At 65.6% G+C, this 21,256-nt stretch carries 23 protein-coding genes; 10 read left to right on the top strand and 13 right to left on the bottom strand.

Annotated features, from left to right (window positions below):
* The first annotated feature begins 609 nt into the window (after nucleotides 1–609).
* The gene (locus tag JWS14_RS49215; protein WP_206017507.1) at nucleotides 610–1,875 is read left to right on the top strand and encodes a hypothetical protein; all 1,266 of its coding nucleotides are present in this window, start codon (nucleotides 610–612) and stop codon (nucleotides 1,873–1,875) included.
* Here the strand turns inward: JWS14_RS49215 and JWS14_RS49210 are convergent.
* Nucleotides 1,872–2,174 carry a hypothetical protein gene (locus JWS14_RS49210; RefSeq protein ID WP_241031961.1) on the bottom strand — a complete coding sequence of 101 codons (303 nt, stop codon included), beginning with the start codon at nucleotides 2,172–2,174 and terminating at the stop codon, nucleotides 1,872–1,874. The genes JWS14_RS49215 and JWS14_RS49210 overlap by 4 nt on opposite strands.
* A gap of 1,041 nt (nucleotides 2,175–3,215) precedes the next feature.
* On the opposite strand from JWS14_RS49210, the gene JWS14_RS49205 reads away from it, so the two are divergent.
* Together JWS14_RS49205 and JWS14_RS49200 are read left to right on the top strand one after the other, a co-directional pair.
* Nucleotides 3,216–4,553: a hypothetical protein gene (locus tag JWS14_RS49205; protein WP_206017505.1), complete on the top strand. Its 1,338-nt coding sequence runs from the start codon at nucleotides 3,216–3,218 to the stop codon at nucleotides 4,551–4,553.
* A 303-nt stretch (nucleotides 4,554–4,856) separates the two neighbouring features.
* Nucleotides 4,857–5,426 (top strand): recombinase family protein, encoded by a 570-nt coding sequence (locus JWS14_RS49200; protein ID WP_206017503.1) that lies wholly within the window; start codon nucleotides 4,857–4,859, stop codon nucleotides 5,424–5,426.
* A 313-nt stretch (nucleotides 5,427–5,739) separates the two neighbouring features.
* Here JWS14_RS49200 and JWS14_RS49195 read toward each other — a convergent pair whose 3' ends face one another.
* Nucleotides 5,740–6,345, bottom strand: coding sequence for a Chromate resistance protein ChrB (locus JWS14_RS49195; RefSeq protein ID WP_206017502.1), 606 nt, complete (start codon nucleotides 6,343–6,345; stop codon nucleotides 5,740–5,742).
* 373 nt (nucleotides 6,346–6,718) lie between these two features.
* On the opposite strand from JWS14_RS49195, the gene JWS14_RS49190 reads away from it, so the two are divergent.
* The 6 genes from JWS14_RS49190 (at nucleotide 6,719) to JWS14_RS49165 (ending at nucleotide 13,104) form a co-directional block, all read left to right on the top strand.
* Nucleotides 6,719–7,519, top strand: a complete 801-nt coding sequence (locus JWS14_RS49190) for a TnsA-like heteromeric transposase endonuclease subunit (RefSeq protein WP_206016273.1) — start codon at nucleotides 6,719–6,721, stop codon at nucleotides 7,517–7,519.
* Nucleotides 7,516–9,615 (top strand): Mu transposase C-terminal domain-containing protein, encoded by a 2,100-nt coding sequence (locus JWS14_RS49185; RefSeq protein ID WP_206015545.1) that lies wholly within the window; start codon nucleotides 7,516–7,518, stop codon nucleotides 9,613–9,615. The genes JWS14_RS49190 and JWS14_RS49185 overlap by 4 nt, the downstream gene beginning before the upstream one ends.
* The gene (locus tag JWS14_RS49180) at nucleotides 9,612–10,652 is read left to right on the top strand and encodes a TniB family NTP-binding protein (RefSeq protein ID WP_206015546.1); all 1,041 of its coding nucleotides are present in this window, start codon (nucleotides 9,612–9,614) and stop codon (nucleotides 10,650–10,652) included. The genes JWS14_RS49185 and JWS14_RS49180 overlap by 4 nt, the downstream gene beginning before the upstream one ends.
* Nucleotides 10,649–11,674, top strand: a complete 1,026-nt coding sequence (locus tag JWS14_RS49175; protein WP_206015547.1) for a TniQ family protein — start codon at nucleotides 10,649–10,651, stop codon at nucleotides 11,672–11,674. Before JWS14_RS49180 ends, JWS14_RS49175 begins: the two co-directional genes overlap by 4 nt.
* Nucleotides 11,675–11,764: 90 nt before the next feature.
* Nucleotides 11,765–12,778 carry a coiled-coil domain-containing protein gene (locus tag JWS14_RS49170; RefSeq protein ID WP_206017500.1) on the top strand — a complete coding sequence of 338 codons (1,014 nt, stop codon included), beginning with the start codon at nucleotides 11,765–11,767 and terminating at the stop codon, nucleotides 12,776–12,778.
* A gap of 173 nt (nucleotides 12,779–12,951) precedes the next feature.
* Entirely contained in the window at nucleotides 12,952–13,104 is a 153-nt protein-coding gene (locus tag JWS14_RS49165) for a hypothetical protein (RefSeq protein WP_206017498.1), read from the top strand.
* A 220-nt stretch (nucleotides 13,105–13,324) separates the two neighbouring features.
* Here the strand turns inward: JWS14_RS49165 and JWS14_RS49160 are convergent, their stop codons facing one another.
* From JWS14_RS49160 to JWS14_RS52190, 3 genes are read right to left on the bottom strand one after another with little or no spacing between them, the layout of a single operon-like run.
* Complete coding sequence (locus JWS14_RS49160; RefSeq protein WP_241031960.1) at nucleotides 13,325–13,771, bottom strand: YidH family protein; 447 nt, start codon at nucleotides 13,769–13,771, stop codon at nucleotides 13,325–13,327.
* A 48-nt stretch (nucleotides 13,772–13,819) separates the two neighbouring features.
* The gene (locus JWS14_RS49155) at nucleotides 13,820–14,095 is read right to left on the bottom strand and encodes a hypothetical protein (RefSeq protein WP_206017496.1); all 276 of its coding nucleotides are present in this window, start codon (nucleotides 14,093–14,095) and stop codon (nucleotides 13,820–13,822) included.
* Nucleotides 14,032–14,319, bottom strand: a complete 288-nt coding sequence (locus JWS14_RS52190; RefSeq protein ID WP_420855191.1) for a hypothetical protein — start codon at nucleotides 14,317–14,319, stop codon at nucleotides 14,032–14,034. The genes JWS14_RS49155 and JWS14_RS52190 overlap by 64 nt, the downstream gene beginning before the upstream one ends.
* A gap of 478 nt (nucleotides 14,320–14,797) precedes the next feature.
* Between JWS14_RS52190 and JWS14_RS49150 the strand changes: the two genes are divergently transcribed.
* Nucleotides 14,798–15,112, top strand: coding sequence for a hypothetical protein (locus JWS14_RS49150; protein ID WP_095864908.1), 315 nt, complete (start codon nucleotides 14,798–14,800; stop codon nucleotides 15,110–15,112).
* A gap of 495 nt (nucleotides 15,113–15,607) precedes the next feature.
* On the opposite strand, the gene JWS14_RS49145 is transcribed toward JWS14_RS49150, so the two are convergent.
* The 8 genes from JWS14_RS49145 to JWS14_RS49110 all read right to left on the bottom strand — a co-directional run bounded on the left by JWS14_RS49145 (nucleotide 15,608) and on the right by JWS14_RS49110 (nucleotide 21,130).
* Entirely contained in the window at nucleotides 15,608–15,907 is a 300-nt protein-coding gene (locus tag JWS14_RS49145) for a WhiB family transcriptional regulator (RefSeq protein ID WP_206017495.1), read from the bottom strand.
* Nucleotides 15,908–16,035: 128 nt separating this feature from the next.
* Nucleotides 16,036–16,413, bottom strand: a complete 378-nt coding sequence (locus JWS14_RS49140; RefSeq protein ID WP_206017492.1) for an SHOCT domain-containing protein — start codon at nucleotides 16,411–16,413, stop codon at nucleotides 16,036–16,038.
* A 30-nt stretch (nucleotides 16,414–16,443) separates the two neighbouring features.
* Nucleotides 16,444–16,731: an SHOCT domain-containing protein gene (locus JWS14_RS49135; protein WP_206017490.1), complete on the bottom strand. Its 288-nt coding sequence runs from the start codon at nucleotides 16,729–16,731 to the stop codon at nucleotides 16,444–16,446.
* A gap of 17 nt (nucleotides 16,732–16,748) precedes the next feature.
* Nucleotides 16,749–17,198, bottom strand: coding sequence for a DUF6325 family protein (locus tag JWS14_RS49130; protein ID WP_206017488.1), 450 nt, complete (start codon nucleotides 17,196–17,198; stop codon nucleotides 16,749–16,751).
* Nucleotides 17,199–17,732: 534 nt separating this feature from the next.
* Nucleotides 17,733–18,230, bottom strand: a complete 498-nt coding sequence (locus JWS14_RS51650) for a hypothetical protein (RefSeq protein ID WP_338051868.1) — start codon at nucleotides 18,228–18,230, stop codon at nucleotides 17,733–17,735.
* A complete protein-coding gene (locus JWS14_RS49120) occupies nucleotides 18,227–19,588 on the bottom strand; it encodes a diacylglycerol/lipid kinase family protein (protein ID WP_206017487.1) in 1,362 nt (453 codons plus the stop codon). Before JWS14_RS49120 ends, JWS14_RS51650 begins: the two co-directional genes overlap by 4 nt.
* Before the next feature lie 16 nt (nucleotides 19,589–19,604).
* Nucleotides 19,605–20,906: a cation:proton antiporter gene (locus JWS14_RS49115; protein WP_206017485.1), complete on the bottom strand. Its 1,302-nt coding sequence runs from the start codon at nucleotides 20,904–20,906 to the stop codon at nucleotides 19,605–19,607.
* On the bottom strand, nucleotides 20,903–21,130 hold the full coding sequence (locus JWS14_RS49110; protein ID WP_206017483.1) for a hypothetical protein: 228 nt from the start codon (nucleotides 21,128–21,130) through the stop codon (nucleotides 20,903–20,905). Before JWS14_RS49110 ends, JWS14_RS49115 begins: the two co-directional genes overlap by 4 nt.
* Nucleotides 21,131–21,256: the final 126 nt, after the last annotated feature.

Below are 21,256 nucleotides of genomic sequence, written 5' to 3'. Positions count from 1 at the left end.
ACCTATCGGCGAGAGCTGACAACCCGGTCAGCAGATCAGCCACGCCCCGAACACCGTCGCCCATCGGCATCACCAATTAGATCGACCCGAAAATCACCGAGATCACCGATCCACGGATTGAGGCTTAGGCCCGTGCGGGGCCGATCGTCTCGACATGGCAGGACCAGATGTCTCAAGCAAGCTTTCGGTCGATGGTCGGTGTGTTCCTCATTGGGTGTGGTGCCTAAGTAATGATTATTGCTGGGGGCACCGGACTTGTAAGACACCGAGTGGGCTCGTCAAGCAAGCGCACTGCATAGAGCGTCGAGCGGGCGTGCAAAGGGATCTGGCCGCGCGGCCGGCCCGCAAACGGGAAGAGGTCTGGCCATCAGTCGGCGCGAGCTTCTACCGCCAGCTGCCAGGCGATACAGACTGACCGGTCTTGACGTTTGCACCTCGGGGGGCGGACGATTGCCTTGTCGGCCTACGCGCCCGCTGCGTCCTCCGGAGAACTCCGCAGTCCCAACCCGGAGTAACTTTCCGCCGTTCAGCCACGGGGCCCACGTCCGGCCAGTGCGGAGTACTTAAATCAGATTACTCACTTCGAGTCAATTCGAAAGGCAACCTGCCATGGGCAGCACGGACCTCATCACCTACTTGAACTACATGTCTACCTGGGAGACCGAATCAGATGAAAACATCGACGGCATTATTTCTGAGCAGGCTCTCTTTGTAAATCTTGGAGAATTCGATTCAGACACGGCGGTCAACGCCGAATTCACGACGCTGTACGACTTGTCGTGCGAGGTTCGTGACCTGACCGTTGCGAAGGACGCTACCCAAATTGCCGCCGACGGAGCCGCGGTAGCTGCAATCTGGTCTTTCGGACTTGGGATGGCAGCGTTCGCCGCTCTCCAAGCTGCCGAGATAATTCAGGAAAAAGTTATTTCATCGAAGTCAACCGATCTCAACAATAAGCTGACATCGGTCGATGCTGACATCTCCGCTCAAATCAACTCGCCGGTGAGTGATTACGTCGCTAAATACAAGCAAAACAACAATCTGATTGCGAGCAAGGCTCCGGTGGGCCTCGACACGCGAACATGTCGCGGCCTCCTACTGCAATTCTTAGCGCAGGTGCAGAGAAACACGACGTTGGATGTTGGGACTTTCAAGCAGTATGCTGAGTCCGCGCGGCGTCTATACAACAGCGACGAGATAAACGCGGTCTACGATGCTTTGGATACGCTGAATCTCAGTCAAAAGACTGATGCCGACGTCAAGAAATTCATGGACTTTCTGGCGGGTTTTAGTTTCCCCGGTGAGACTGAGATATCCATGGTCCAAAATGCGTGCATAGCGATTATGTTTTATAAATTGAAAATTGCGAACGCCACCATTAGGGAACAAGCTGAAGCTGCCGGCCTTCCTTTGGAGGAAGTAGACGCCACTGCTTTTGGCGCCATGGATGCTGTCGGCAAGTTCATCGCAGTTGTCGCAGTCGTCATGTCGGTAGCGGACGTTGTGTTTGAAATCCTGGACATTGAGAACGTAGTCACACAGTGTGAAAAGATGTGCGATCAACTGAACGGGCCCATTAAGCAAAGCTACCTCGACTATTTTAACGGAATAAAAACGTCAGCGCGTGCATACAAGGCGGCAATCCAGCCCGACTCTGGCAATAGTGCCGGACGCGACATCCAGCAGATGCAGAGTCAAATACAGCAGTGGGGCTCGATCACCCAATTCGGGATCCAGATCGGAGAGATCACGGGTACGGCAGATAATCCCGATCAGAAAAGCGGAACAGCAACCAAGACGGACCACGCGTTCTCGGGCTACAACGGGAGCTGGGAAATCGGAAACTGGGGAGACACGCTCAGATTCACCAACTAGTTGGTGGTCGGCGTTAGTTCGTCGGGGTTCAGGTCCACGCGGTGGGGGTCGGCGAGATAGAGGCCGCAAGCGGTGTCCAGGGCGTCCTCGGCGGTACCGGCGCTGTAGCCGGCAGGTAGGAGTTTTGGTAGTCGTCGTGGCTGGCGCGGTAGATCGCGAAGCCCCCACATGTTGGCGTAGCCGGCGTACATGATGCGGCACAGCTGCAGGGTCTGCCCGTCGGTCAGGACGGCGTCGGCATTAGGCGTACGGTGCCGGAACCGCAGGTGCGTCAGAAACGGCCGTTTCCGAGACGACAATCTGTGAGACACCGAGCAGGAAGCCCGTGACCGGGAGGCGAGCGCTGAACGGGTCCTCCTCGCCGAAGACGACCGCCACCCGGAAATGCAACTGGTTCTACACCAGATGACCCCTCCGCATGTGCAACGGCTTCGTACGGCGCTCAGTCGGACTGAGCCGCACCGAGGTTGTTGCATGCCCTAACCATCGGAGACAAAGGTCATCCAGAGGAGGACAATTTATACAGACCGGTCTCCACGGTCAGCCAATGGAGTTGAAGTTGACGAGTAGCCGACTCACCCGCTGGGAGATAACAAGGACCGCAATGTCAGCACAACCACCTGAACACCCCATGAATCAGGCCGGCGCTCAAGACCCTCGCGGTCCGCGTCCCAAATGATTTCGCGACGCAATGCGTCGGCGCAGCTGTGAGCGTGCGAACGCGTAATCGGAAAAGTCCCTTCTGATGGAGGTCCCTCCATGCAATGCGAAAAGCACTACTTTCCCTTGCTAAAATGCCAAGCGTGCAATGGTCAACCGAACCGTTCAGGATTAACCTGCAGCGTTTGCAATAATACCGGACGAGTGTGTCCGGAGTGCGGGGGATACTGGCAAAAACAGCGGTAATTCTGATATTAGCTGGGTAGGCCTGACGTCGGGGACAGCGGTTCGAATGATCTGTCCTCAAACCTCGCCGCATGCCACGCTATATCGGATTGTCTCTCATCCGACCGTTACTGAGACGACCACAGGTGAGACACCGGTCAGGAGATGGCCGAAAACCGAACACCAGTCCTTGCAGAAAGCCTCCGACTCCACTGGCTGGCAAATCATCGGCAAAACCAGATCGATCGGCGTCCTAATCTGCCAAAATAGACCTCAATCCGGAGGTCGTCCCGGGAGGCGATATGAGATGCGAAACGTTGCGCCGGCAGTCCGTTAATCAAGTGCCAAGCATGCAGCAGAAGTGCAACACCAGTTGGACGACGTGCAGCCGCTGCATCGATGGCGTTGTACGCCATGACCACGGCAAGTGCTGAAACGTCAAGGGTCCGATTCAGATGACCACAACCGAAGCAGACTATCGGCAGACCTGCACCGTTGAAGCCGAACGAGGCCTCCTCGAACTCGCAAACCATATTGCGCGTAAGCGGCAAACCACACCCACCGATGTAACTCTCCCAACCACCAAAGGATGGTTGATCGCCGCCCGCATCACTAGTCATGGTAACGACGAAAAAGAGGAGTGGACCTACGAAGATCAAGCCGTCTTGGGTCAGGACGGACGCCTCTATCAGGGGAGATATGAACAAGAGTTCGTCAAAGGCGAAAACTTCGGCAACGTTTTTACGAATTACCGCACGTGGGGCACGCAGTGTAATCACGCTGACTACGCTCCAATGGAGTCAACTCACTACGAAGAGTGGGACGTTTGTTACTCACGTGTGGACCATCCGAACGGGAAAAGCTGGCGCATTAGTCGGCTTCTAGAATACGAGCACCCCCACACTCTAGCTCTGAAAAAGGCGCTGGAAGAGTTCGATAACAAGGACCACGCGGCGTTAATCGAACAACAAGACAAGCGCGAAAAAGCTGACATCAAGCAAAGGCAACTCGGCGACGCACGAAAAAGAACCGAGATCGACTGGATCGCAATTGGGCTTGCGGCGCTGGCAGCTGTCACGGTCCTTGGCCCCTATTTGATCGGACATTTCCTCATGCGGAGAACCCCGCTGCTCGAGGAGTACCAGGCGATCTTCGATCCAGAGGTTCGGGGCATATGGGACCATTTCGGCCCCGACTACCTCGCCGGGCTGGTCGTCATAGCCGCACTCCTCGCGCTGTTTCTTCTCGTACGCCCGTGGAAATTCCGAACGATATCGATCGTGATCGGCTGGGTGGTGGTTGCAGTGACCCTCTTCTTTCTCTTACCCATGACTACGTCCACCTGGGATGCCGCCGAAGGCAAGTCGCTAGCTAACCTGCGAGAAACGGCGTTTCCCTTCGCAGAGCGTTACTACGACTGCGCAAGTTGGACCTTCGCATCGGAAAACGGCGCGCAACAACCAGAACTATGGCAGGTCCATCTTGGCCAGTTGAAGGGGGCGAGCGTCGACGGGTGCAACAAGGTGGACGTCTATCGCGGTTGGCGATTCGTCGGCACCTTCGTCCTCGACGGCGGCGATACGTTCACGTCTGAAATCACCGTCACCAGCCCCGACTGGAGCGAGCCATACGACCAGGACACCGGATCGGGCGAAATTTACTCGGTGTCAGGTACTACGGGCGAGCACGCGGCATTCAATCCAGTTACTACCTCGATCCAACTGCCAACCGAATTCGGCCGGGTCCTCCAGTTCACACTGGACGGTGCCGGACGCGATGGTTTTACGATCTGAAGAGGAATTGCCCTGTGGTGGTTGGTCTGGGAGAGGGTGTGGCGATCCGCTCTGCATAGATATGCGCTAACTCGGGTCGTCTCTCATTCGACCGTTACTGAGACGCCCGGAGTTGAGACACCGGACGGGAATCGAGTGCCGGCGGCCGCGAGTGGGGCCGAACGAGTCCGCGGCTGCTCTGCAGGTGTCCAGTAGTCGAATCGATGGGTAGCGTTACCAAAATGTGATGTGTCTCAGAAACCTGTCTCACCCTCTCAGGTGCCCACTAGAGCGTGTCAGAGGTTTCTGGGACAGTCATCGCCTGTGAGCGCCGTATTCGGGTATCTGAGGGTAAGTGGCACCGACCAAGTGCTGGATTTGCAGAGGGACGCTCTGGCGGCCGCCGGGTGTACGAGGGTCTGGGAAGAAGTGGCGAGCGGTGCGAAGAAGGACCGCCCCGAACTTCTCGACCTACTCGGGCATCTTCGCGCCGGCGACACGCTTGTGGTGTGGCGCTTGGACAGGCTCGGTCGATCGCTGAGTCATCTGATTGAGACGGTCGAAGGCCTCCAGGCGCGAGGTGTGGCATTCAAATCGCTTACCGAGACGATCGACACCTCCTCTCCCGGCGGGATGCTCATCTTTCAAATATTCGGGGCGCTAGCACAATTCGAGAGAGCGCTGATTCAGGAGAGGACGGTCGCCGGTCTCGCGGCAGCACGAGCACGAGGCCGGATAGGCGGTCAGCCCAAGGCGATCGACGCGGCGAAGGCGCGACACATTCGGCAGATGATCGAGGCGGGAGCCCCAAAAACTGAAATTGCAGCTGTCCTGGGGATTGGCCGCGCCACGTTGTATCGACACCTTTCATCCCAGGCTAGCGACGCGATGTAAGAGGTCGTTCAGCAATGACACGATCGGCGGCCTTGAGAGCGGCCGGCGACAGCGTGAAGAACCGGAACAGCTCCTCGCGGCTGATCTCCGGGAACTCCCGCAGACGCGCCAACTCCCTCATCCGCGAACACCCGCGTCGCCACGAACCAACCTCCGACACGCCAACCAATGACGTTGGGAGCCAAGCCAACCAGAAACCAGGCCCCTGGGGCGGATCAGCAGCAGGGCGATCACCAGGGCCAGCCACGCGGCCAGCAGCCCGACGCCGACTCCGATCAATATCTCCCACCACATTGGGCACTCCTTCTTGCGGTCAGTCGACGGCGCGCAGCCGCGCCGAGGCGGGCAGCAGAGACTTGGATTCCACGGCGGCAATGTGATCGCCGGCCTGCGCGGCGATGGCGGCGTCCTCGAAAGTGGCGAGCGCGGTACGGCATCGCTCCACCGCCGTCCGGGCTGCCTCGCCGCCCGGAGCGCCGAAGTAGTCGCGGACGGCGATCTTGGCGAGCCATTTGTCGAACCGTTCCAGGTCCGCCTCGGACTCCTCCACCTCGGCATAGGTGGCGTTGCCGCGTGCGCTCTCCTTCTCCAGCTCCGCGAGTAGCTCGGGGGCGCGTTCGGCGATCTCGGCGTACTCCGTATCCCGCTCGGCGTTGAACTCCGCGACCAGCTGGGCGTATTCGGCCGGGTCAGTCACCGCCACAGTCAGCGAGCGGGCTGTGCCGCCGTCGTGGCGGACTGAGGCGATCAGTCGCTGCGCCTGGCGGCGCACAGGATCCCGGTCTGGCAGCAGGCACACCGACTGCTGTACATACAGCGCCCCGAGCGAGCGCAGCTTGCGCCACACCCGCACCCGCGTCGCCGCCGGAGCGCCTGCGGTGCTCGCCGAGACCAGCAAGAACCCGTCCGGCTCGTTCATAATGTAACGATCGTAACACCTTTATGAAACGCAGAGCACGACGGCCTTCCCCTCCGGCTCCCGCCGGATACAACAGCCCGCACCGCCACCACGCCGGCCACATTCACTGGGAATCCGCCACATACGGCCGGAACCGACATGAGCGCCCCCCCGAGACATGGAACGACCCTTGGGCGGCATTTTACGGTTTCGTATCGTTTCGTTTCGTATCCGATACGTAATGAAACGAAACGATAATATGTTACGATTCATCTCACGTCAACGGTGGGAGCGTCGAAATGTGTCGGTTCTCAGCCGATATGGCGAGTTATCAGGCGATCTGTCGGCGTGGTGGCGAGTTCTCATCGAATGTGGCGAGGATGATGTCCCGGTGCTGGATGGACAGATAGGACAGGCGGGGTCTGCCGGGGACTTCGAGGCGGTGTTCCTCACCGAGGGCGGCGAAGAGCGGCGGGTGCCGTGGGAGTGGCTGCCTGAGGTGGTGGCTGAGCTGGGACGGCCGGCGCGGTCGTTCCCGTCGTATCGAGGTCAGCGGAATTTTCCGGGCTGGTATTGGGCGAGCACGATGGCCCGCCGGATCGGGTTCGAGTCGTGGGTGGAGCGAGATCACCTGGTGGCGTTGGATTTCGACGCCTCGGTGGTGAGGATCGTGTCCCAGCCGTTCTGGCTGCTGTGGCCGCACGGCGGCAAGCAGCGGCGACACGCTCCCGACTTTCTGGTGTCCTCGGCCGATGGGAGTGTGCTGGTGCTGGACTCGCGTCCGTGGGAGCTGATCGGTGAGACCGACCGCGAGGCGTTCGAGGCGACCGGCCGGGCGTGCGCGGCGCTGGACTGGCGGTACGCGGTGTGGGACCGGCTGGACGGCGTGGTGGTGAACAACCAGCGGTGGTTGGCGGGATACCGGCATCCGCGGTGTTTCGACGAGCCGGTGGCGGCGAAGCTGCTGGAGGTGTTCGAGCGGCCGCGGCCGTTGGTGGAGGGCGCCGAGATCGTGGGCGACCCGCTGGGCACGTTGCCGGTGCTGTACCACCTGATGTGGAGGCAGCTGCTGGTCGCGGATCTGTCGCTGGTGCTGTCGCACCGCACCGTCGTGCGCTGTGCGCCGCAGGTGGCGAATCTGGCGAGAGTGGCGAATCTGGCGGACGAGTTGGCGGCGGCGGGGGGCAGGGCATGATCCGGCCGAGCGCTCTGCGGGTCGAGGACCGGGTGATCTTTGCCGGGCAAGCCCACACGGTGGTCGCGTTCTCGGGCACGACGATCCGGTTGTTGTCGGATGCGGGCGCTACCACGGTGGTCGCGTTGTCGTATCTGCTGGCGGCCGAGGATTTCGAGCTGATCGGCGCGGCCCCGGCGCCGAGGGTGGAGTCGGTCAGGCTGCTCGAGGCGATGCCCGAGCATGTGGTGGCGGCCGCGCGGGAGTGGGAACGGCATCTGGTCGAGATCGAGACCGGGTTGCCGCCGGGCGCGGCGGCGGATGCGCGGCCACGCCCGGAATACGACCCGATGACCCAGACGATGGCGGCGAGGGATAAGGCCAAGGCCGCCGAGTTGACCGCGGCGGGGTCCAGGACCGGCGTCCGCACCGTGCAGCGGATGCGCGCCCGCTACCGCGACCAGGGGCTGTGGGGGTTGGTCGACACCCGCTCGGCCCGGGCCGCGAAGCCGACCGGGCATGTCGACGAGCGGGTGGTCGCGGCGGCGGTCAGGGTGATCGGGTCACAGACCGGCACCTCGACGGGCACCAGGTCGCGGGCGATCCGTCAGATCCGTGAATTGCTCGACGACGAGCACGGTCCGGGTGTGGTGGAGCTGCCGTCGCAGGCGACGTGTTACCGGCTGCTCGAGGTGTTGTCGAAGGGGCGGCACACGTTCGGGTCGGCGGTGACGCGTCGCCAGACCGCGAACAAGCCGCCCCGGCCCTACACCGCGACGACGGCGGCGCGGCCGGGCGAGCAGGTGCAGCTCGATGCCACTCCGCTGGACGTGATGGCGGTGATGGACGACGGGGTGATCGGACGCGCGGAGCTCGTGCTGTCGATCGACATCGCGACCCGCACGATCTGTTCGGGGGTGCTGCGGCCGGTCGGGGCGAAGGCGGTCGACGCGGCGCTGCTGCTGGCGCGGGCGACGGTCCCGGAGCCGATGCGACCGGGGTGGGACCAGGCCTTGGCGATGGCGGCGTCGCGGATCCCGCACCAACGTTTGGTCGCGTTGGACGCGCGGATGGCGATGGCGGCCGCCAAGCCGGTGATCGTGCCCGACACCGTGGTCATCGACCACGGCAAGGTGTTCCTCTCGGAGGTGTTCCTGCGGGCGGCGGACACCCTGGGCATTTCGGTGCAGCCGGCCCACCAGCAGACGGCCACCGACAAGTCGATCGTCGAGCGCACCTTCGCCTCGATCAACACCCTGTTCTGTCAGCACGTCGCCGGCTACACCGGCCGTGACGTCACCCGCCGGGGCGCCGATGTCGCCGAGCGCGCCGTCTGGTCGCTGCCCGAGCTTCAGGAGCTGTTCGACGAGTGGGTCATCTGCGGGTGGCAGACCCGTCCCCATGAGGGGCTGCGACACCCGTTCAACCCCGATCAGGCGACCTCGCCCAACGATGCCTATGCCGCGCTGGTCGCGGCCGCCGGCTACGTCCCGGTCGCGCTGACCGGCGAGGACTACATCGAGTTGTTGCCCGCGGACTGGCGGGCGATCACCGACACGGGCATCCAGATCGAGTACCGCACCTACAACAGCCCGGAACTGCGTGTCCACGCGCACCAGAGCTCCGGGGTGACCGCCAAGGGCGGCCGGTGGGAAGTTCACTACGACCCCTACGACGTGTCACGGGTCTGGGTGCGCAACCACCACGGCCACGGCTGGATCACCGCGCCGTGGACCCATCACACGGTGGTGGGCCAGCCGTTCGCCGACTTCACCTGGCGGGCCTCCCGCAACATCGCCGCGCAGCGCGGCGTCGACGACACCAACGAGATGGCCGTCGCGGTGATCCTCGCCGCGCTGCTGCGTCGCGCAGAAACCGGCCCCGGTGCCGATCGGGTGTTGGCGCGCACCCGAACTGCCCGCGAGATGACCAACCACCTGCCCACCGAACTGACCGCTCCGCCGGCGGCGGCCACCGTCCCGGCGTTGCCCGCCGGGGCGGGAACCGGTGAGGAGAGCGCCGGTGAGGAGTCCGGCGCGGTGGAGGTGGTGGTCGGTGAGGTGGTGCCGTTCGGGATGTTCGATCCGTTCGCCGACGACCTGGGGGCCCGCCGGTGACCTTGACGTCGACGGATCTGGAGGTTCGCCACTCGTTGGCGACCAAGCAGGGCTGGGCGTCGTTCGCCGCCCAAACCACCCCCGAGCCGCCGCGGCTGCTGCCCGGCGAGGACTGGAAGCGGTTGGACCCGTTGGAGCGTGAGCTCTACGACGAGGCCCGCCAGGACTACCACTCGGCGCTGCTGCTGGTCGCCACCCCGGACATCCGCACGATCATCCACACCGGAACGAAGCTGGTGATCAACAACCGCGGCAAACAGCTGGGCCGCCGAGGGTTGCTCGTGTCCGGTGCCAGCGGCACCGGCAAGTCCACCTCGATCACGCAGCTGGGCAAGAAGTTCCAGATCGACCTGCAGCGGCGAAGCCCGGGAATCACCGACCGCATCCCCGTCGTCTACATCGTGGTCCCGCCCGATGCGGGTCCGAAAGCGCTGGCCACCGAGATGGCAGGCTTCCTCGGCCTGCCGGTCGGCCACCACGACAGCCCGCAGTCGGTCGCCCACAGTGTCGTCGAGGTGATGCGCCGGGTCGGCACCGGCATGGTCCTGGTCGACGAGATCCACCGACTGGATCTGACCACCCGCAAGGGCAAGGACGCCTCCGACCAGCTCAAATACTTCTTCGATACCATCTCGGCCACTTTCGTATACGCCGGACTCGACCTCGAGGAAAGCAGCCTGTTCTCCGGGGTCCGGGGCCGTCAGATCCTCGGCCGGTTCATCCCGGTCACGACCGGGCCGTTCACCCACCGCAGCGCCGAAGACCAACGGGACTGGGCCAAGCTCGTCGCCGCGATGGAACAGACGCTGCGGCTGCACCGGCACAAACCGGGAACCCTGATCGAGCAGGCACCCTATCTGCATGCCCGCACCGGCGGCATGATCGGCAGCCTCGACCAGCTCATCTACGAAGCCGCCAACGACGCCATCAGCGACGGCACCGAGAAGATCACCAAAACCCACCTGGACGCGGTACTGCTCGACGGCGCCGCGATGGCCCAGTTCGAGCCGCCCCGCGGCCGCAGGAGGGGCAGATGAGGATGTGGGAACAGCCCGCCCAGATCCTTCCCGTCCGCGTCCGCCCGGTCGCCGGCGAGACCGTGGTGTCCTTCGCCTTTCGGCTCGCCGACGCGAACGCGCTCACCCACCCCACCACACTGCTGCGGGCCCTGGGAGAACCGGCCGGCGCGCCCCCGACCCGATCATGGATCGACAAACATGACATCACGCTCAACCCGGCCGCGCTGCACAGACTGGAAACCTTCACCGGCATCCCCGCCCCACGACTGCGCAAGGTACTGCCCACCCTGGCGCACACCACAATCCGGGCCGACCCCGGCAGAGGAAAGCCGATGATCCGGGGCCACCGGTCGGTCCAGCTGCGTGAGCACTGTGACGAGTGCATCGCACGACTACCCGGACACCCGCGCATCAGAGTCCGCGCCAAGGTCGCACCACAGATATGCCGACGGCACCGCCGATGGGTGAACACGACCCCACACCGGCCCCACCAGGTCGACCTGTCCAATACGGCCGGAATCATCAGGGCGCATCGCCGTTTCGACCGGCTGTGCTCGAGAACCGGTGACGGCGACTGGACACAGGGGCAGCTTCAGCACGCCGACTACATCGTTCGGGAATGGTCCAGGAGCCGCCCAAACCATGTCCACAAACACCTGCACGCGCGGTGGGACCAGCGGGAGACGGCGATGCAATCCGTCTCCGGACCGGAGACGGGCCTGCTCGTGCTGCCGGAGGCCGTCGCGCTCGCCGAAGTGCTCTGCGACCTCGAATGGCGTCGCCACGTCGCGATGGTCGACACGAACACCGAACTCGCCCGGTTCTACAGCCGAGTCGGCCGCCAACTCGGACAGTCACCGAACTTCGGCGACCGGATCGCCTGGACGGTCTACATCGATCCGCTCAAGAGCTGGGTCATCCAACACCGGCGCAACCACCAGAAGACCCGCGATGAGTTCTGGAGACGGGTCCGCACCCACTACCCCTTCAACCCATACATGAACCAAGCCATCTACCCATCAATTCGCCACTTCAAGTGAGAAACGATGACCAATGACGACACCACCCCCAACTGGCGAACCCCAGGTCAACCGACATCAACCTCGCCAGAACAAACGAGAAGGGACAAAATGGCTGAAAACAAGCCGGGTAGGCCCCGGGAGTACGCGTCGGACGCTGACCGGGTCCGGGCCTGGCGGGCGCGGCAGAAGCAGGAGACCGCCTCTGCCGCGGCGGAGGCTGAGCTGCCTACCGACCCGGCGGAGGCAGCGACCGCGTTGGCGCAGGTCCTGCCGTTGCTGCGGCAGGAGGCCGGCGGCGCATTGGAAAGGCTGTCTGCGGTCGCCGATCGGATCACCGGTGCGGTCGACCTGCTCGGGGATCCGGCAGCGATAGACGCCCACCTACGCCGCGCACAGGTCACCGCGGACAAGGTGAAGGCCGACGCCGCGGACGAGATCGAGCAACTCCGTAACCAGCTCGAGGCGGCGCTCGATGACCGCGCCAATGCCGACGTCGCCGCCCAGGCCGCCGAAGCGGCGGCCGCGGAGTCAGCGACGGCGTTGGCCGAAGCCCAGCGCGAGCACGCCGAACAGGTGCAGGCCCTGCGGGTAGCGCACGGGGAGGAGCTGACCGTGCTTGCTGAGGAACACGCCGCGGTCCTCGATCGGTGGCGACAAGAGATGGAGGCCGCGGCTGCCGAGCACCGCGACAAGGCGGCAGAACAGCATGAACTTGTCGAGTCCCTGCGTCGCCACAACGCCGACCTTCTTACTCAGATTGACCAGGTCCGGAGTGAATCCGATCGCGCAGCAGCGGCGGCGACAGCCAGCATCGAGCGGCTCGAGGCCGATCTCACGGAGTCCCGGACCGCGGTGCAGTCCGAACGCACCCGAGCGGACGCAGCCCGCGACGAACTCGCCACCACTAAGGCGGATCTCGCAACTGCCCAGGCGCAGGCAGCGGCCGCTCGCGAACGAGCCGGCGAACTCCGCGACGAGCTCGGCGCCACCAAGACGGATCTCGTGACCGCGCAGGCGCAGGCAGCGACCGCCCGCGAACGAGCTGATGAGCTGCGCGCCGAACTCGCCGACGCGCGGAGCGCCAGCTCGGCCACCAAGGACGGCGAACGGGACACGAAGTGACTTGTCAGGGAGCCAGGCCGCCGTGCGATACGGGTGCGTGTCTACTGCCGGGACTGCAGCGACGGAGTCGACCCTCAGGGTGCTTCGGCGGCGAGACAGGACATCTGCTGGCGCCGCGCGACAGTTCAGAGCGCTACACCGTCTCGGACGGACCGAACCCCGAGGGCGCGGCCGTGTTCTACGACCTTGACGCAGCAGAGGACGCCGTCGAATCGGCCGATTTCGACCTCCCGTGGGAGGCGCACTTCGAGGTCCGGACCGATGACGGGGAGTGGGCCGAGAACTTCCCGGAGTCAGACCATCCGGCCGGGCACCGGTGGTGGTGATCAACGCGTACATCCTCGCCGCGGACCGAGCTCGACCCGGCCACCCGGACTGATCCTCGTGGTGAACTGGATCGCCGTCGCCGGCGGCGGGAAATCGTGCGCGCGACCCTCGCCGTCGCGGTGACCTGGGTGCTGCTCTTCGGTGTGTACTACCTGGTGCCCATGGTGGAACCGGGACCGGCAGTCGGAGGACGCCGGGTGGAGCTGCGCCGGTATCGGGTCAGAGCAGGACCACCACCGCGACGAGGGCGAGCAGTGTGACGACGCTGGAGGTGACGACGGCGGTGAAGGTGGCCGGTGCGAACTCCCCGGACTCGAGCTGCCGGCTGATCACCCGGTAGCGGACGGTGCCGTACACCGACACCAGCAGGCCCGCGGCGAGCAGGATGAACCCGGCGGCGACGGCGTGGCCGCCGCGGTCCGGGGCGAACTTCGCGACCGCCACCCCGAGTGCGGCGACACTGATCCCGGTGCGGTGCCACGCGAGATACGTTCGTTCATTCGCGAGGTGGTCACGGGCGGTGCTTCCGGTGTTCGGCGCTGGGTGGGGCCGAAGATGTTGTGCCGCATGTACTCTTCCCGACTGCCGGGTGCGGCGTCCGAAACGCCGACGATCGTGCTTAGGAGCGGTCCGGAGCCGCTTTCCTCGCAAGGGAAAGCCCTCCACTCGCGCTCAACTCCCTTTCCGTATCGGACACTCCGTCGGTGCCGGAGATCAGCCCACCGCGGTTTCCGGCCCGGTCGACGTCGCCGAGTCTTCGATCGTCTCGATCGAGACCGGTGAGAGCTGCTTGTCGACGTAGCGCGTGACGTTCTTGTCTCGACGGATGGCCTTCCACGACCCGGCCCGGTAGATCGCCAAGACCTCGGTGTTCTTGAAGATTGTCAGCACGCCGTCCACCGTCGAGGCGTCGTTGCCCTCGGGGATCAGGTCGACGCCGTCGTCATTCTCCAGGTGAACGATGTACCCCGTCGGCAACCTATTGTCCATGTTCCGAGCCTTTCGCCCAGCGGGCTGTCGTACCGGATCGACATGAAAAGGCCGCCCGTCACATCGAATCCGAGCGAGCCCTTCACGATGGCACCGGTCGCCGGCTCGCCCGCCTTGATCTGGCCGTCGACAGCGCCGAGTGCAGCCTTGCATGTCGTGCCGTCGCCCGCGCGAGCCGAGAACCACAAGGGGTTGACGTTTGCGCAGCTCTTGACGCCAGGCATCGTGGCGGTCACCTGGTAGAGCTTACTCGGGAGAGGGTATCCCGTGCTGCGAGCGCGACGAGGCCGCCTGAGCACCGGGACCCGGAGTCCGGCGGCCGTCCACCGCGCCCGGGCGGCCCCTGAATTCCTCACGCGTGCTCAGGGCCACGATGCCAGGTGACCAGAAGAGAGCGTGACCCGCTCGCGAACGACAGCAGGGATGAACGCACCGACCCCGCCTGCCCGATCCCGCTCCTACCGGCGGCGGAAGAGCGATCTGAGCGCAGCGGCAACGCGTGCGACGCGGATCGATGCACTTCGAAGTCGAGATCGGACGCCCATGGCCTCCGACAGGCCGGACATCAGGGGTATCTCGCCGTCCACCCCGGGACGATAATGGGGTCCACCACCGGATGAGGCGCTCTAGGCGCCCGCTCGGCGAGGACAGTCACGACTCCCACACGGGTGTCGGCTGGAATGGAATCGAGAGTGACCACCCATGACAACAATCACCAGGCGTGCGGTCATCGCAGCAGCCGCCATCGCCTTGTTCACGGCTCCGGGCGTCGCCACGGCCGCCCCGAACATGCACGGCGATCCGAACACACCAGGGACGCAGGTTCAGTTCCACAACGACCAGGGCGATTCCAACAGCTACACGTGCGGCGCAGTCGGAGTCGGCGGGGCAGGAGTCGGATCGAACCCCGGCGGTGGAACCGGCCAGGTCAACGGCACCTTCGGGCCGGGACCCGTCCAGGGAGGATGTGTAGGCAGCGACGGAACGGTCTACTTCCCCACCGGCAACGCCGAGTGACCCCGACGGGCCGGGGCACGTGCTCGAGCCCTCACGACATCAGTCCGTACGCGGAGGGTAGCTAGGCGCCTACTCGTCTCGTCTCCGCTTATCCGCATTTCCTGTTCGAGGCGCGACTGGTCGGGGAAGCGCGCGGCCGAACCAGCGGTGCCGGACCCTGGTGGTGGCGTCGAGCCGCGCCATTGCCTCGTCCGTGTTGGTGGGGTGTCCCCTCGTCTGCCCGCGACAATGCGAGGAAGTGCCGCGCGCGTACCCGGCCGCCCTCGATTCCGAGGGCTACAGCTAGGCGCCGTTGCGCCCTACACACTCATCGGTACCGGATCCAGTGGGGCCGCCCGGCCCACTGCGCACCCGACCCACCTGATGGAGGAGGTGGGTCGAGATCGCCTTCGTGAAACCCGGTGACCATGACGGCTGTCAACGGACACGAGGAAGTCCGGGCCCTGCGATGTGATCGCACCGGACACTGCCCATGTCGCTTTCACCGGACGATCGTCAGGTCCGAGGGCCGAGAAAGGCGGACCAGGACACGACCTCGGGATTCTGTTTGAGCAGTGCCCGACGCTGACGTTCCGTCATGCCGCCCCACACCCCGAACTCGACACGCTTGTCGAGCGCATACGCACCGCACTCCATCAGCACCGGGCAGTGCCGACACAGGAGCGCGGCCTTGTGTTGGGCTGCACCCCGTACAAACAGTTGGTCGAAGTTACCATTCCGACACAACGCCCGCGTTCTCCAGTTCAATCCGTCGACGTCGTATTCGATGCGGGTATGCCTGGTGGCGTCGCTCATGCGAGTCGTTCCCCCCTCGAAAACCGAACGGAATCGGGCCTTGCACACAGTGGAAACACCGCCAGGCCACGCAGCCGCGCCGCCCAGCCCAGCCCAGCCCAGGAGCCGAACCGGGACCGGCGCCGCCGTTACACCAGCGACTTGGACTTGATCGCTTGAAACTCCGGTTCGGTGATCGCGCCGGAGTCGAGCAGCGCCTTCGCATCCGCGATCTGCTGAGCCGGGGACTGCCCGGCCACCTCCCGGATGTAGCTGTCCTGAGCCCGCTTGACCTGGTGGAAGGCCGACGCGGACCGCTCGGTCATGCCCTCGTTCCGCACGATCAGGTAGATCAGCGCGGACAGGAACGGGACGACGAACAGGAACACGATCCAGATCGCCTTCACCCACCCCGAGGTCTCGTGGTCCCGGAACAGGTCGGTGATGATCTGAAACAGCACCATCAGGTATGCCACGAACAGGAAAGTGACGGTGACGAACCAGAAGAAATCCCAGAAGCCGTCCATTAGCGTTGCTCCATCCACTCGATGATGCGGTTAGGAGGCCAGGATCCCGGCCTTCTCGGTGTTGAACTCCTGATCGGTCAGCACCCCGTGATCGCGGAGTTCGCCGAGTTGTTTCAGAGCGGAGATCCGGTCGACACCCGCCGCCGGTGGGGCCGCCGGCTGCGGCGGGAACTGCTGCGCCGGTGCTGATTGATACTGTGCCGCAGGCTGTTCGGCAGCCCACCGTTGACCCTGACGGCGCGAGACCCGATTGGACACGGCGGTCGCGGTACCGGCCACCACGGCGGTGCGGGCAACTCCGCGGAGAAGTCCTGGCATCCTCACTCCTGTGATAGTCAACTGACGGAATCGGCGGCGTCGAGTGCGGCGAGAATTCCCTGGACCGGGATCCGACCCGAGGCGACGAGCTGGGCACCCTCCCTCCGCAGCGCCGAGGCGAACGGTGCGGCCCAGCAGTTCTCGTAGACGAGGATGGCTCCGGAACAACCGGGTTCGAGAACCTCCGCGGCCTGCTCGAGATCGGTCGGGTGGAGCAGGTCCGACGCCGCCTCCGCGAACAGCGCCACGTCGAATTCACCTGCGAAGCCGACCGCATCGATCGCGATTCCCTCCACCGTCCCGTCGGTTCCCTTGCGGACGAAGACGAGGTCGAGGACCCGAATGACGTTGTTCTCGACGAGGTCCCGCAGCAGCGGCAGCGCCGACCCATCCGGTTGTCGGTCGGCGGGGAACTCCACGACCAGGTAGTCGATGGGCCCGGTGTGGTCGAAATCGGTCGTATTCACTGCAGGACCTCGCTTCTGAAGACAGCAGTGGGAAGAGCAGATCGGGCGACTCTCAAATACAGCCCCGGAGGACCTCCCCAGCGGCTCCTCGCTTGTCCAGCCATGAGCTCGTTCTCGACAACCTGATGCGGACCAGACCCCCGCATCTGCCGGGACGGACCGGTGAGAGGCCCCACGCGACAAACCGTGATCGAGGGACCGATCGCCGGCCACCCGACCCTTTTCGAGCCTAGGGCTTGGTGCCGGCGCGGTGTCTCACCCGTTGCGGGTGAGATACACCTCGTCCGAGGCGTCGGACAACAGCTGCTGCGCGCGACGACCTGCCCGGCACGCCGCCTTCGCCCCGCATCATCAGGGGCTCGGCTCTGACCCCTGTTCGAGTGCATCGGGCAACCGGCCTCGGCAACCCGCGACCATCCTCATCACCATTGTTCTGCCCCAGCTACTCCCGGGGATTGCGGCGCTCGCAGAGGACGGGGTGTTCGTCGACGATGTCGTCCCCCGCACGACCGCGACGTCGCCGTTCCGGTCTACTCACCAGAGGGTCAGGGGCAGCCCGGCCGCTTCGGCACACCTGATCCGTTCCTCGATCCTGTCGGTGGCTTCGCCGCAGGCGAGTCCGGTGCGGATGGCGGCGGCGATGGCGCGGGTGCGGCCGGCCGGGCCGCGGACATCGGCAAGCGGGCTGGCGAGGTTGCGGCGGGCGTAGGTGGCATTCGGTGCGGTTGACGGCGTTGGTCCCCAACCACATGTGTGTGGGGTTGGTGCAACCGGCGAAGTCACACTGGTGACACACCACCGCGTCGTCGGCGCCGGACCACCCGAGTCGCCGGATAATTCCGTGTGGTCAAGTCCCAGGACGTGGTGTACGAGGTGTCGCGTGACTCCTCGTGGGGTTATGCGGTGAGCTTCGGGTGTCACCTCCTGCTTGGGTTCGGTAGTGGCGGCATTGTCGCCGCGGGAACGGGCGAGGACGTCGAGACCGAGACAGCGGCGCCCGTCGATCCACTCGTCGTGTTGCTCGGCCGTCATGACTGGTCTCCCTGCGTCGGCAACGGCGGGGTCTGACGGTGCCAGGCCAGTTCGCGGAGCCGGACCCAGTCGACGGTGGGTTCGGCGGGGCGGACTCCCGGGCGGTCGCGGGGGACCCGGATCCGGAGGGCGCCGGGCTCGATGGTGCACCGCACCGGGGTGGGCAGCAGCAACGATTCGCCGTCGACGCCGACCGGGGTCTGACGTGTGTCGGCGTCGACGACCACCTCGGTGGTCGTGTGCTGGGTCAGGCCCCGGACGTTCGCGCGGCGCAGCAGCCCGACCGCCTGGCGGGCGTTGGCGACGGAGACGGTGACGGCGCCGAGTACGCCGCGGTCGAGCCGGTCCCGTCGGCTCAGGCCGGCGAGATCGCTGGTGCCGTAGGGGTTGTTGCTCACCAGCACCGCTTGCGGGTTCCTTACGGTGACGTTCCCGATCCGGGTGACGAGTGGGGTGCCGGCTTGTCCGGCGAGCAGGTCCGGAAGCATCTGGAGCACCGTCCCGGCCTTGTCGTCGCGGTAGGCCGGGCTGCGGACCACCTCGGCGTAGACCCCGAAGGAGGCGTTGTTGACGAACGGGCGGCCGTTGATCCGGCCGAGGTCGACGGCGAGCTCGACCCCGTCACGCAGGGCGTCGAGACACCGGCTCGGGTCGGCGCGGTCGAGTCCGAGGTCCATCGCGAAGTGGTTGCGGGTGCCGGCGCTGATCACCAGGAACGGCAGGTCGTTCTCGGCCGCGACCCCCGCGACGAGGGCCTGGGTCCCGTCGCCGCCGGCCACGCCGAGCAGGTCGGCGCCGCGGGCGACGGCCAGCCGGGCCAGGTCGGTGACGTCGACGGTGCCGGGTCCTTCGAGCAGGACCACCTCGACGCCGAGTTCCTCGGCCTTGCGTTGCAGGTCGAATTTCGCGACCTTGCCGCCACCGGAGTGCGGGTTCATGATCAGCACCGGATGCCGTACCGGTGGGGCGGGCACCTCGCGGACGGCGGTGTCCGAGGTTCGTCCGCGCAGGGCGGCGCGGGCGCAGGGCACCGCGCCGAGCGCGAGAACCATGGAGGTGACGACCTCGGCGAGCAGGTGGGCGCGGATGAAGAGGACCAGCACGACGATCGGTGACAGTATCGCGATCGTCAGCGAGATCCAGCGCAGCACACCGCGACTGGCGAGGAACCAGTACAGGGCGGCGACCATGACGACGACGCCGCCGACTCCGACGACGAGGACCCCGACGGTGCTGAGCAGTCCGGCGGACACCAGCGGCACCGCCACCGCGAGGATCGCCAGTGCGAACGCCGCCCGCGCCCACCAGCGGCGGGCTCCGGTCGTGGTGTCGGGGGCGGCGGATCGGGTCTCGCTCATCGTCATGTCCCCGTCGTCATCCTGGCGTGCCGGGTGCGGGGGTGCCGGGTGCGGGCTGGTCCTCGCGGCGGGGGTGACGCCGGAACCAGGCGGCGTAGCGGTCGGCCAAGGGTGCGGCGCTGAGTCCGTGGGCCAGGACGGAGAGCGCGATGGTGATCACGGCGGTGGTGACGAGCAGGCCTTCGTGGGGCAGCTCGCCCGGTTCTTCGAGGATGAGGATGACGAAGACGATGGTGGCTAGTCCGCGCGGGCCGAACCAGCCGACGAAGGCGACGGTCGGTCCGCGCGGGTGCGTCCCGATCAGCGACAGCGCGACGGGGACCATCCGGACGACGGTCAGGCTCAGCACCGCGTAGCCGAGCACCGCCCAGGACAGATGCCCGAGCGCGGGACCGAGCAGCACGGCACCGAAGACGATGAACGTCACGGCGCTGAACACGTCGCCGGCCTCGTCGAGCATGTCGGCCTCCTCGTCCTCGCACTCGGCCTCGCCACCGGTACCACCACCCTCGTGGTGGTCGGTGGCGCGGTGGCGGACCGCGCCGAAGGTCAGCCCGCCGACGAACGCGGCGATGAACCCGGACCCGCCCAGGGGCACGGCGGCGGTGTAGGCCAGCGCGGCCGCCGTCACCGGAATGATCTGCGCCCACAACGGGTCGAGGGAGCGGCGGCGGGCGCCGGTGACCAGGAGCGCGGCGGCGATCGCCCCGGCCACAACGCCGGCGAGGACGCCGTACCCGATCTGCTCGGTGAGCAGGCGGGCGCCGGCGCCGCCGCCGAGCGCGCCGGCCTCGGCCTCCGCGACCGCCAGCACGACCAGGAACAGCGGCACGCAGATCCCGTCGTTGAGCCCGCTCTCGACGTTCAAACCCTGCCGCACCCGCGACGGCAGGATCGGCAGCGTCACCACCGCCTGCCCGAGGGCGGCGTCGGTCGGGGCGAGGATCACCGCGAGCAGCAACGCTTCCGGCCAGGCAAGGTCACCGAGTATCACCAGTGCGGCGCCGAAACCCGCCGCAATGGTCAGCGGCAGGCCGATGCCGAGCAGTCGGGCGGGAAGCGAGATCTCGGCGCGCAGGGTGGGCAGGTTCACCCGGGACGCGTCCGAGAACAGCACCAGCCCGAGCGTCACCTCGGCGAGCAGTTTCACCACCTCGGCGCCGGCGTGCACATCGATCAACCCGAACGCGTTCGCGCCGAGGATCAGGCCGCCGACGGTGAAGATGATCGGAGCGGTGATCGGGGTGCCCGCGATCCGGCCGGAGACCGCCGAATAGGCGAGCAACATCGCGGCGATCGCCGGTAGCGCCCACGTCATGCCGGCACCGCCTCATCGCCGTGCTGCCGGGCCCGCGCGACGACGGGCCGGACGAGGATCGCGAGCAGCAGCAGCGCGAGAGGGCGAGCAGCACGGTCCAGCCGACCACGGCCCCGGCCGGGTGGTTCCAGAACACGATCCCTGGCGGCGAAGGTGATCAGGCCGAGACAAGGCCGACCGGGAATCGGGAGAACCTCGCGACGCACACCCGTTCGCTCCACCATGGTCACTCACATCCCGTTCCTCGACTCGGAACGCTCACGGGCCCTCGCCTGGGCCCGGAGTGCAGTGCTGCACACAACGCTATCGCCGCCCGCGGGGCGCGCGGACGGGAACGAGTAGGCCCGCCC

This window comes from Rhodococcus koreensis (assembly GCF_017068375.1).
Classification (GTDB): Bacteria; Actinomycetota; Actinomycetes; order Mycobacteriales; family Mycobacteriaceae; genus Rhodococcus_F; species Rhodococcus_F koreensis.
Note: the sequence above shows the minus strand (reverse complement) of the source record. Positions and strands in the feature narration are given on the sequence as shown.

Coding starts and splice junctions, on each gene's coding strand:
- JWS14_RS49215 (WP_206017507.1), top strand. CDS start 610: ATGGGCAGCACGGACCTCATCACCTACTTGAACTACATGTCTACCTGG.
- JWS14_RS49205 (WP_206017505.1), top strand. CDS start 3,216: ATGACCACAACCGAAGCAGACTATCGGCAGACCTGCACCGTTGAAGCC.
- JWS14_RS49195 (WP_206017502.1), bottom strand. CDS start 6,345: ATGAACGAGCCGGACGGGTTCTTGCTGGTCTCGGCGAGCACCGCAGGC.
- JWS14_RS49185 (WP_206015545.1), top strand. CDS start 7,516: ATGATCCGGCCGAGCGCTCTGCGGGTCGAGGACCGGGTGATCTTTGCC.
- JWS14_RS49175 (WP_206015547.1), top strand. CDS start 10,649: ATGAGGATGTGGGAACAGCCCGCCCAGATCCTTCCCGTCCGCGTCCGC.
- JWS14_RS49170 (WP_206017500.1), top strand. CDS start 11,765: ATGGCTGAAAACAAGCCGGGTAGGCCCCGGGAGTACGCGTCGGACGCT.
- JWS14_RS49155 (WP_206017496.1), bottom strand. CDS start 14,095: ATGGACAATAGGTTGCCGACGGGGTACATCGTTCACCTGGAGAATGAC.
- JWS14_RS52190 (WP_420855191.1), bottom strand. CDS start 14,319: ATGCCTGGCGTCAAGAGCTGCGCAAACGTCAACCCCTTGTGGTTCTCG.
- JWS14_RS49150 (WP_095864908.1), top strand. CDS start 14,798: ATGACAACAATCACCAGGCGTGCGGTCATCGCAGCAGCCGCCATCGCC.
- JWS14_RS49145 (WP_206017495.1), bottom strand. CDS start 15,907: ATGAGCGACGCCACCAGGCATACCCGCATCGAATACGACGTCGACGGA.
- JWS14_RS49140 (WP_206017492.1), bottom strand. CDS start 16,413: ATGGACGGCTTCTGGGATTTCTTCTGGTTCGTCACCGTCACTTTCCTG.
- JWS14_RS49135 (WP_206017490.1), bottom strand. CDS start 16,731: ATGCCAGGACTTCTCCGCGGAGTTGCCCGCACCGCCGTGGTGGCCGGT.
- JWS14_RS51650 (WP_338051868.1), bottom strand. CDS start 18,230: ATGACGGCCGAGCAACACGACGAGTGGATCGACGGGCGCCGCTGTCTC.
- JWS14_RS49120 (WP_206017487.1), bottom strand. CDS start 19,588: ATGAGCGAGACCCGATCCGCCGCCCCCGACACCACGACCGGAGCCCGC.
- JWS14_RS49115 (WP_206017485.1), bottom strand. CDS start 20,906: ATGACGTGGGCGCTACCGGCGATCGCCGCGATGTTGCTCGCCTATTCG.
- JWS14_RS49110 (WP_206017483.1), bottom strand. CDS start 21,130: ATGGTGGAGCGAACGGGTGTGCGTCGCGAGGTTCTCCCGATTCCCGGT.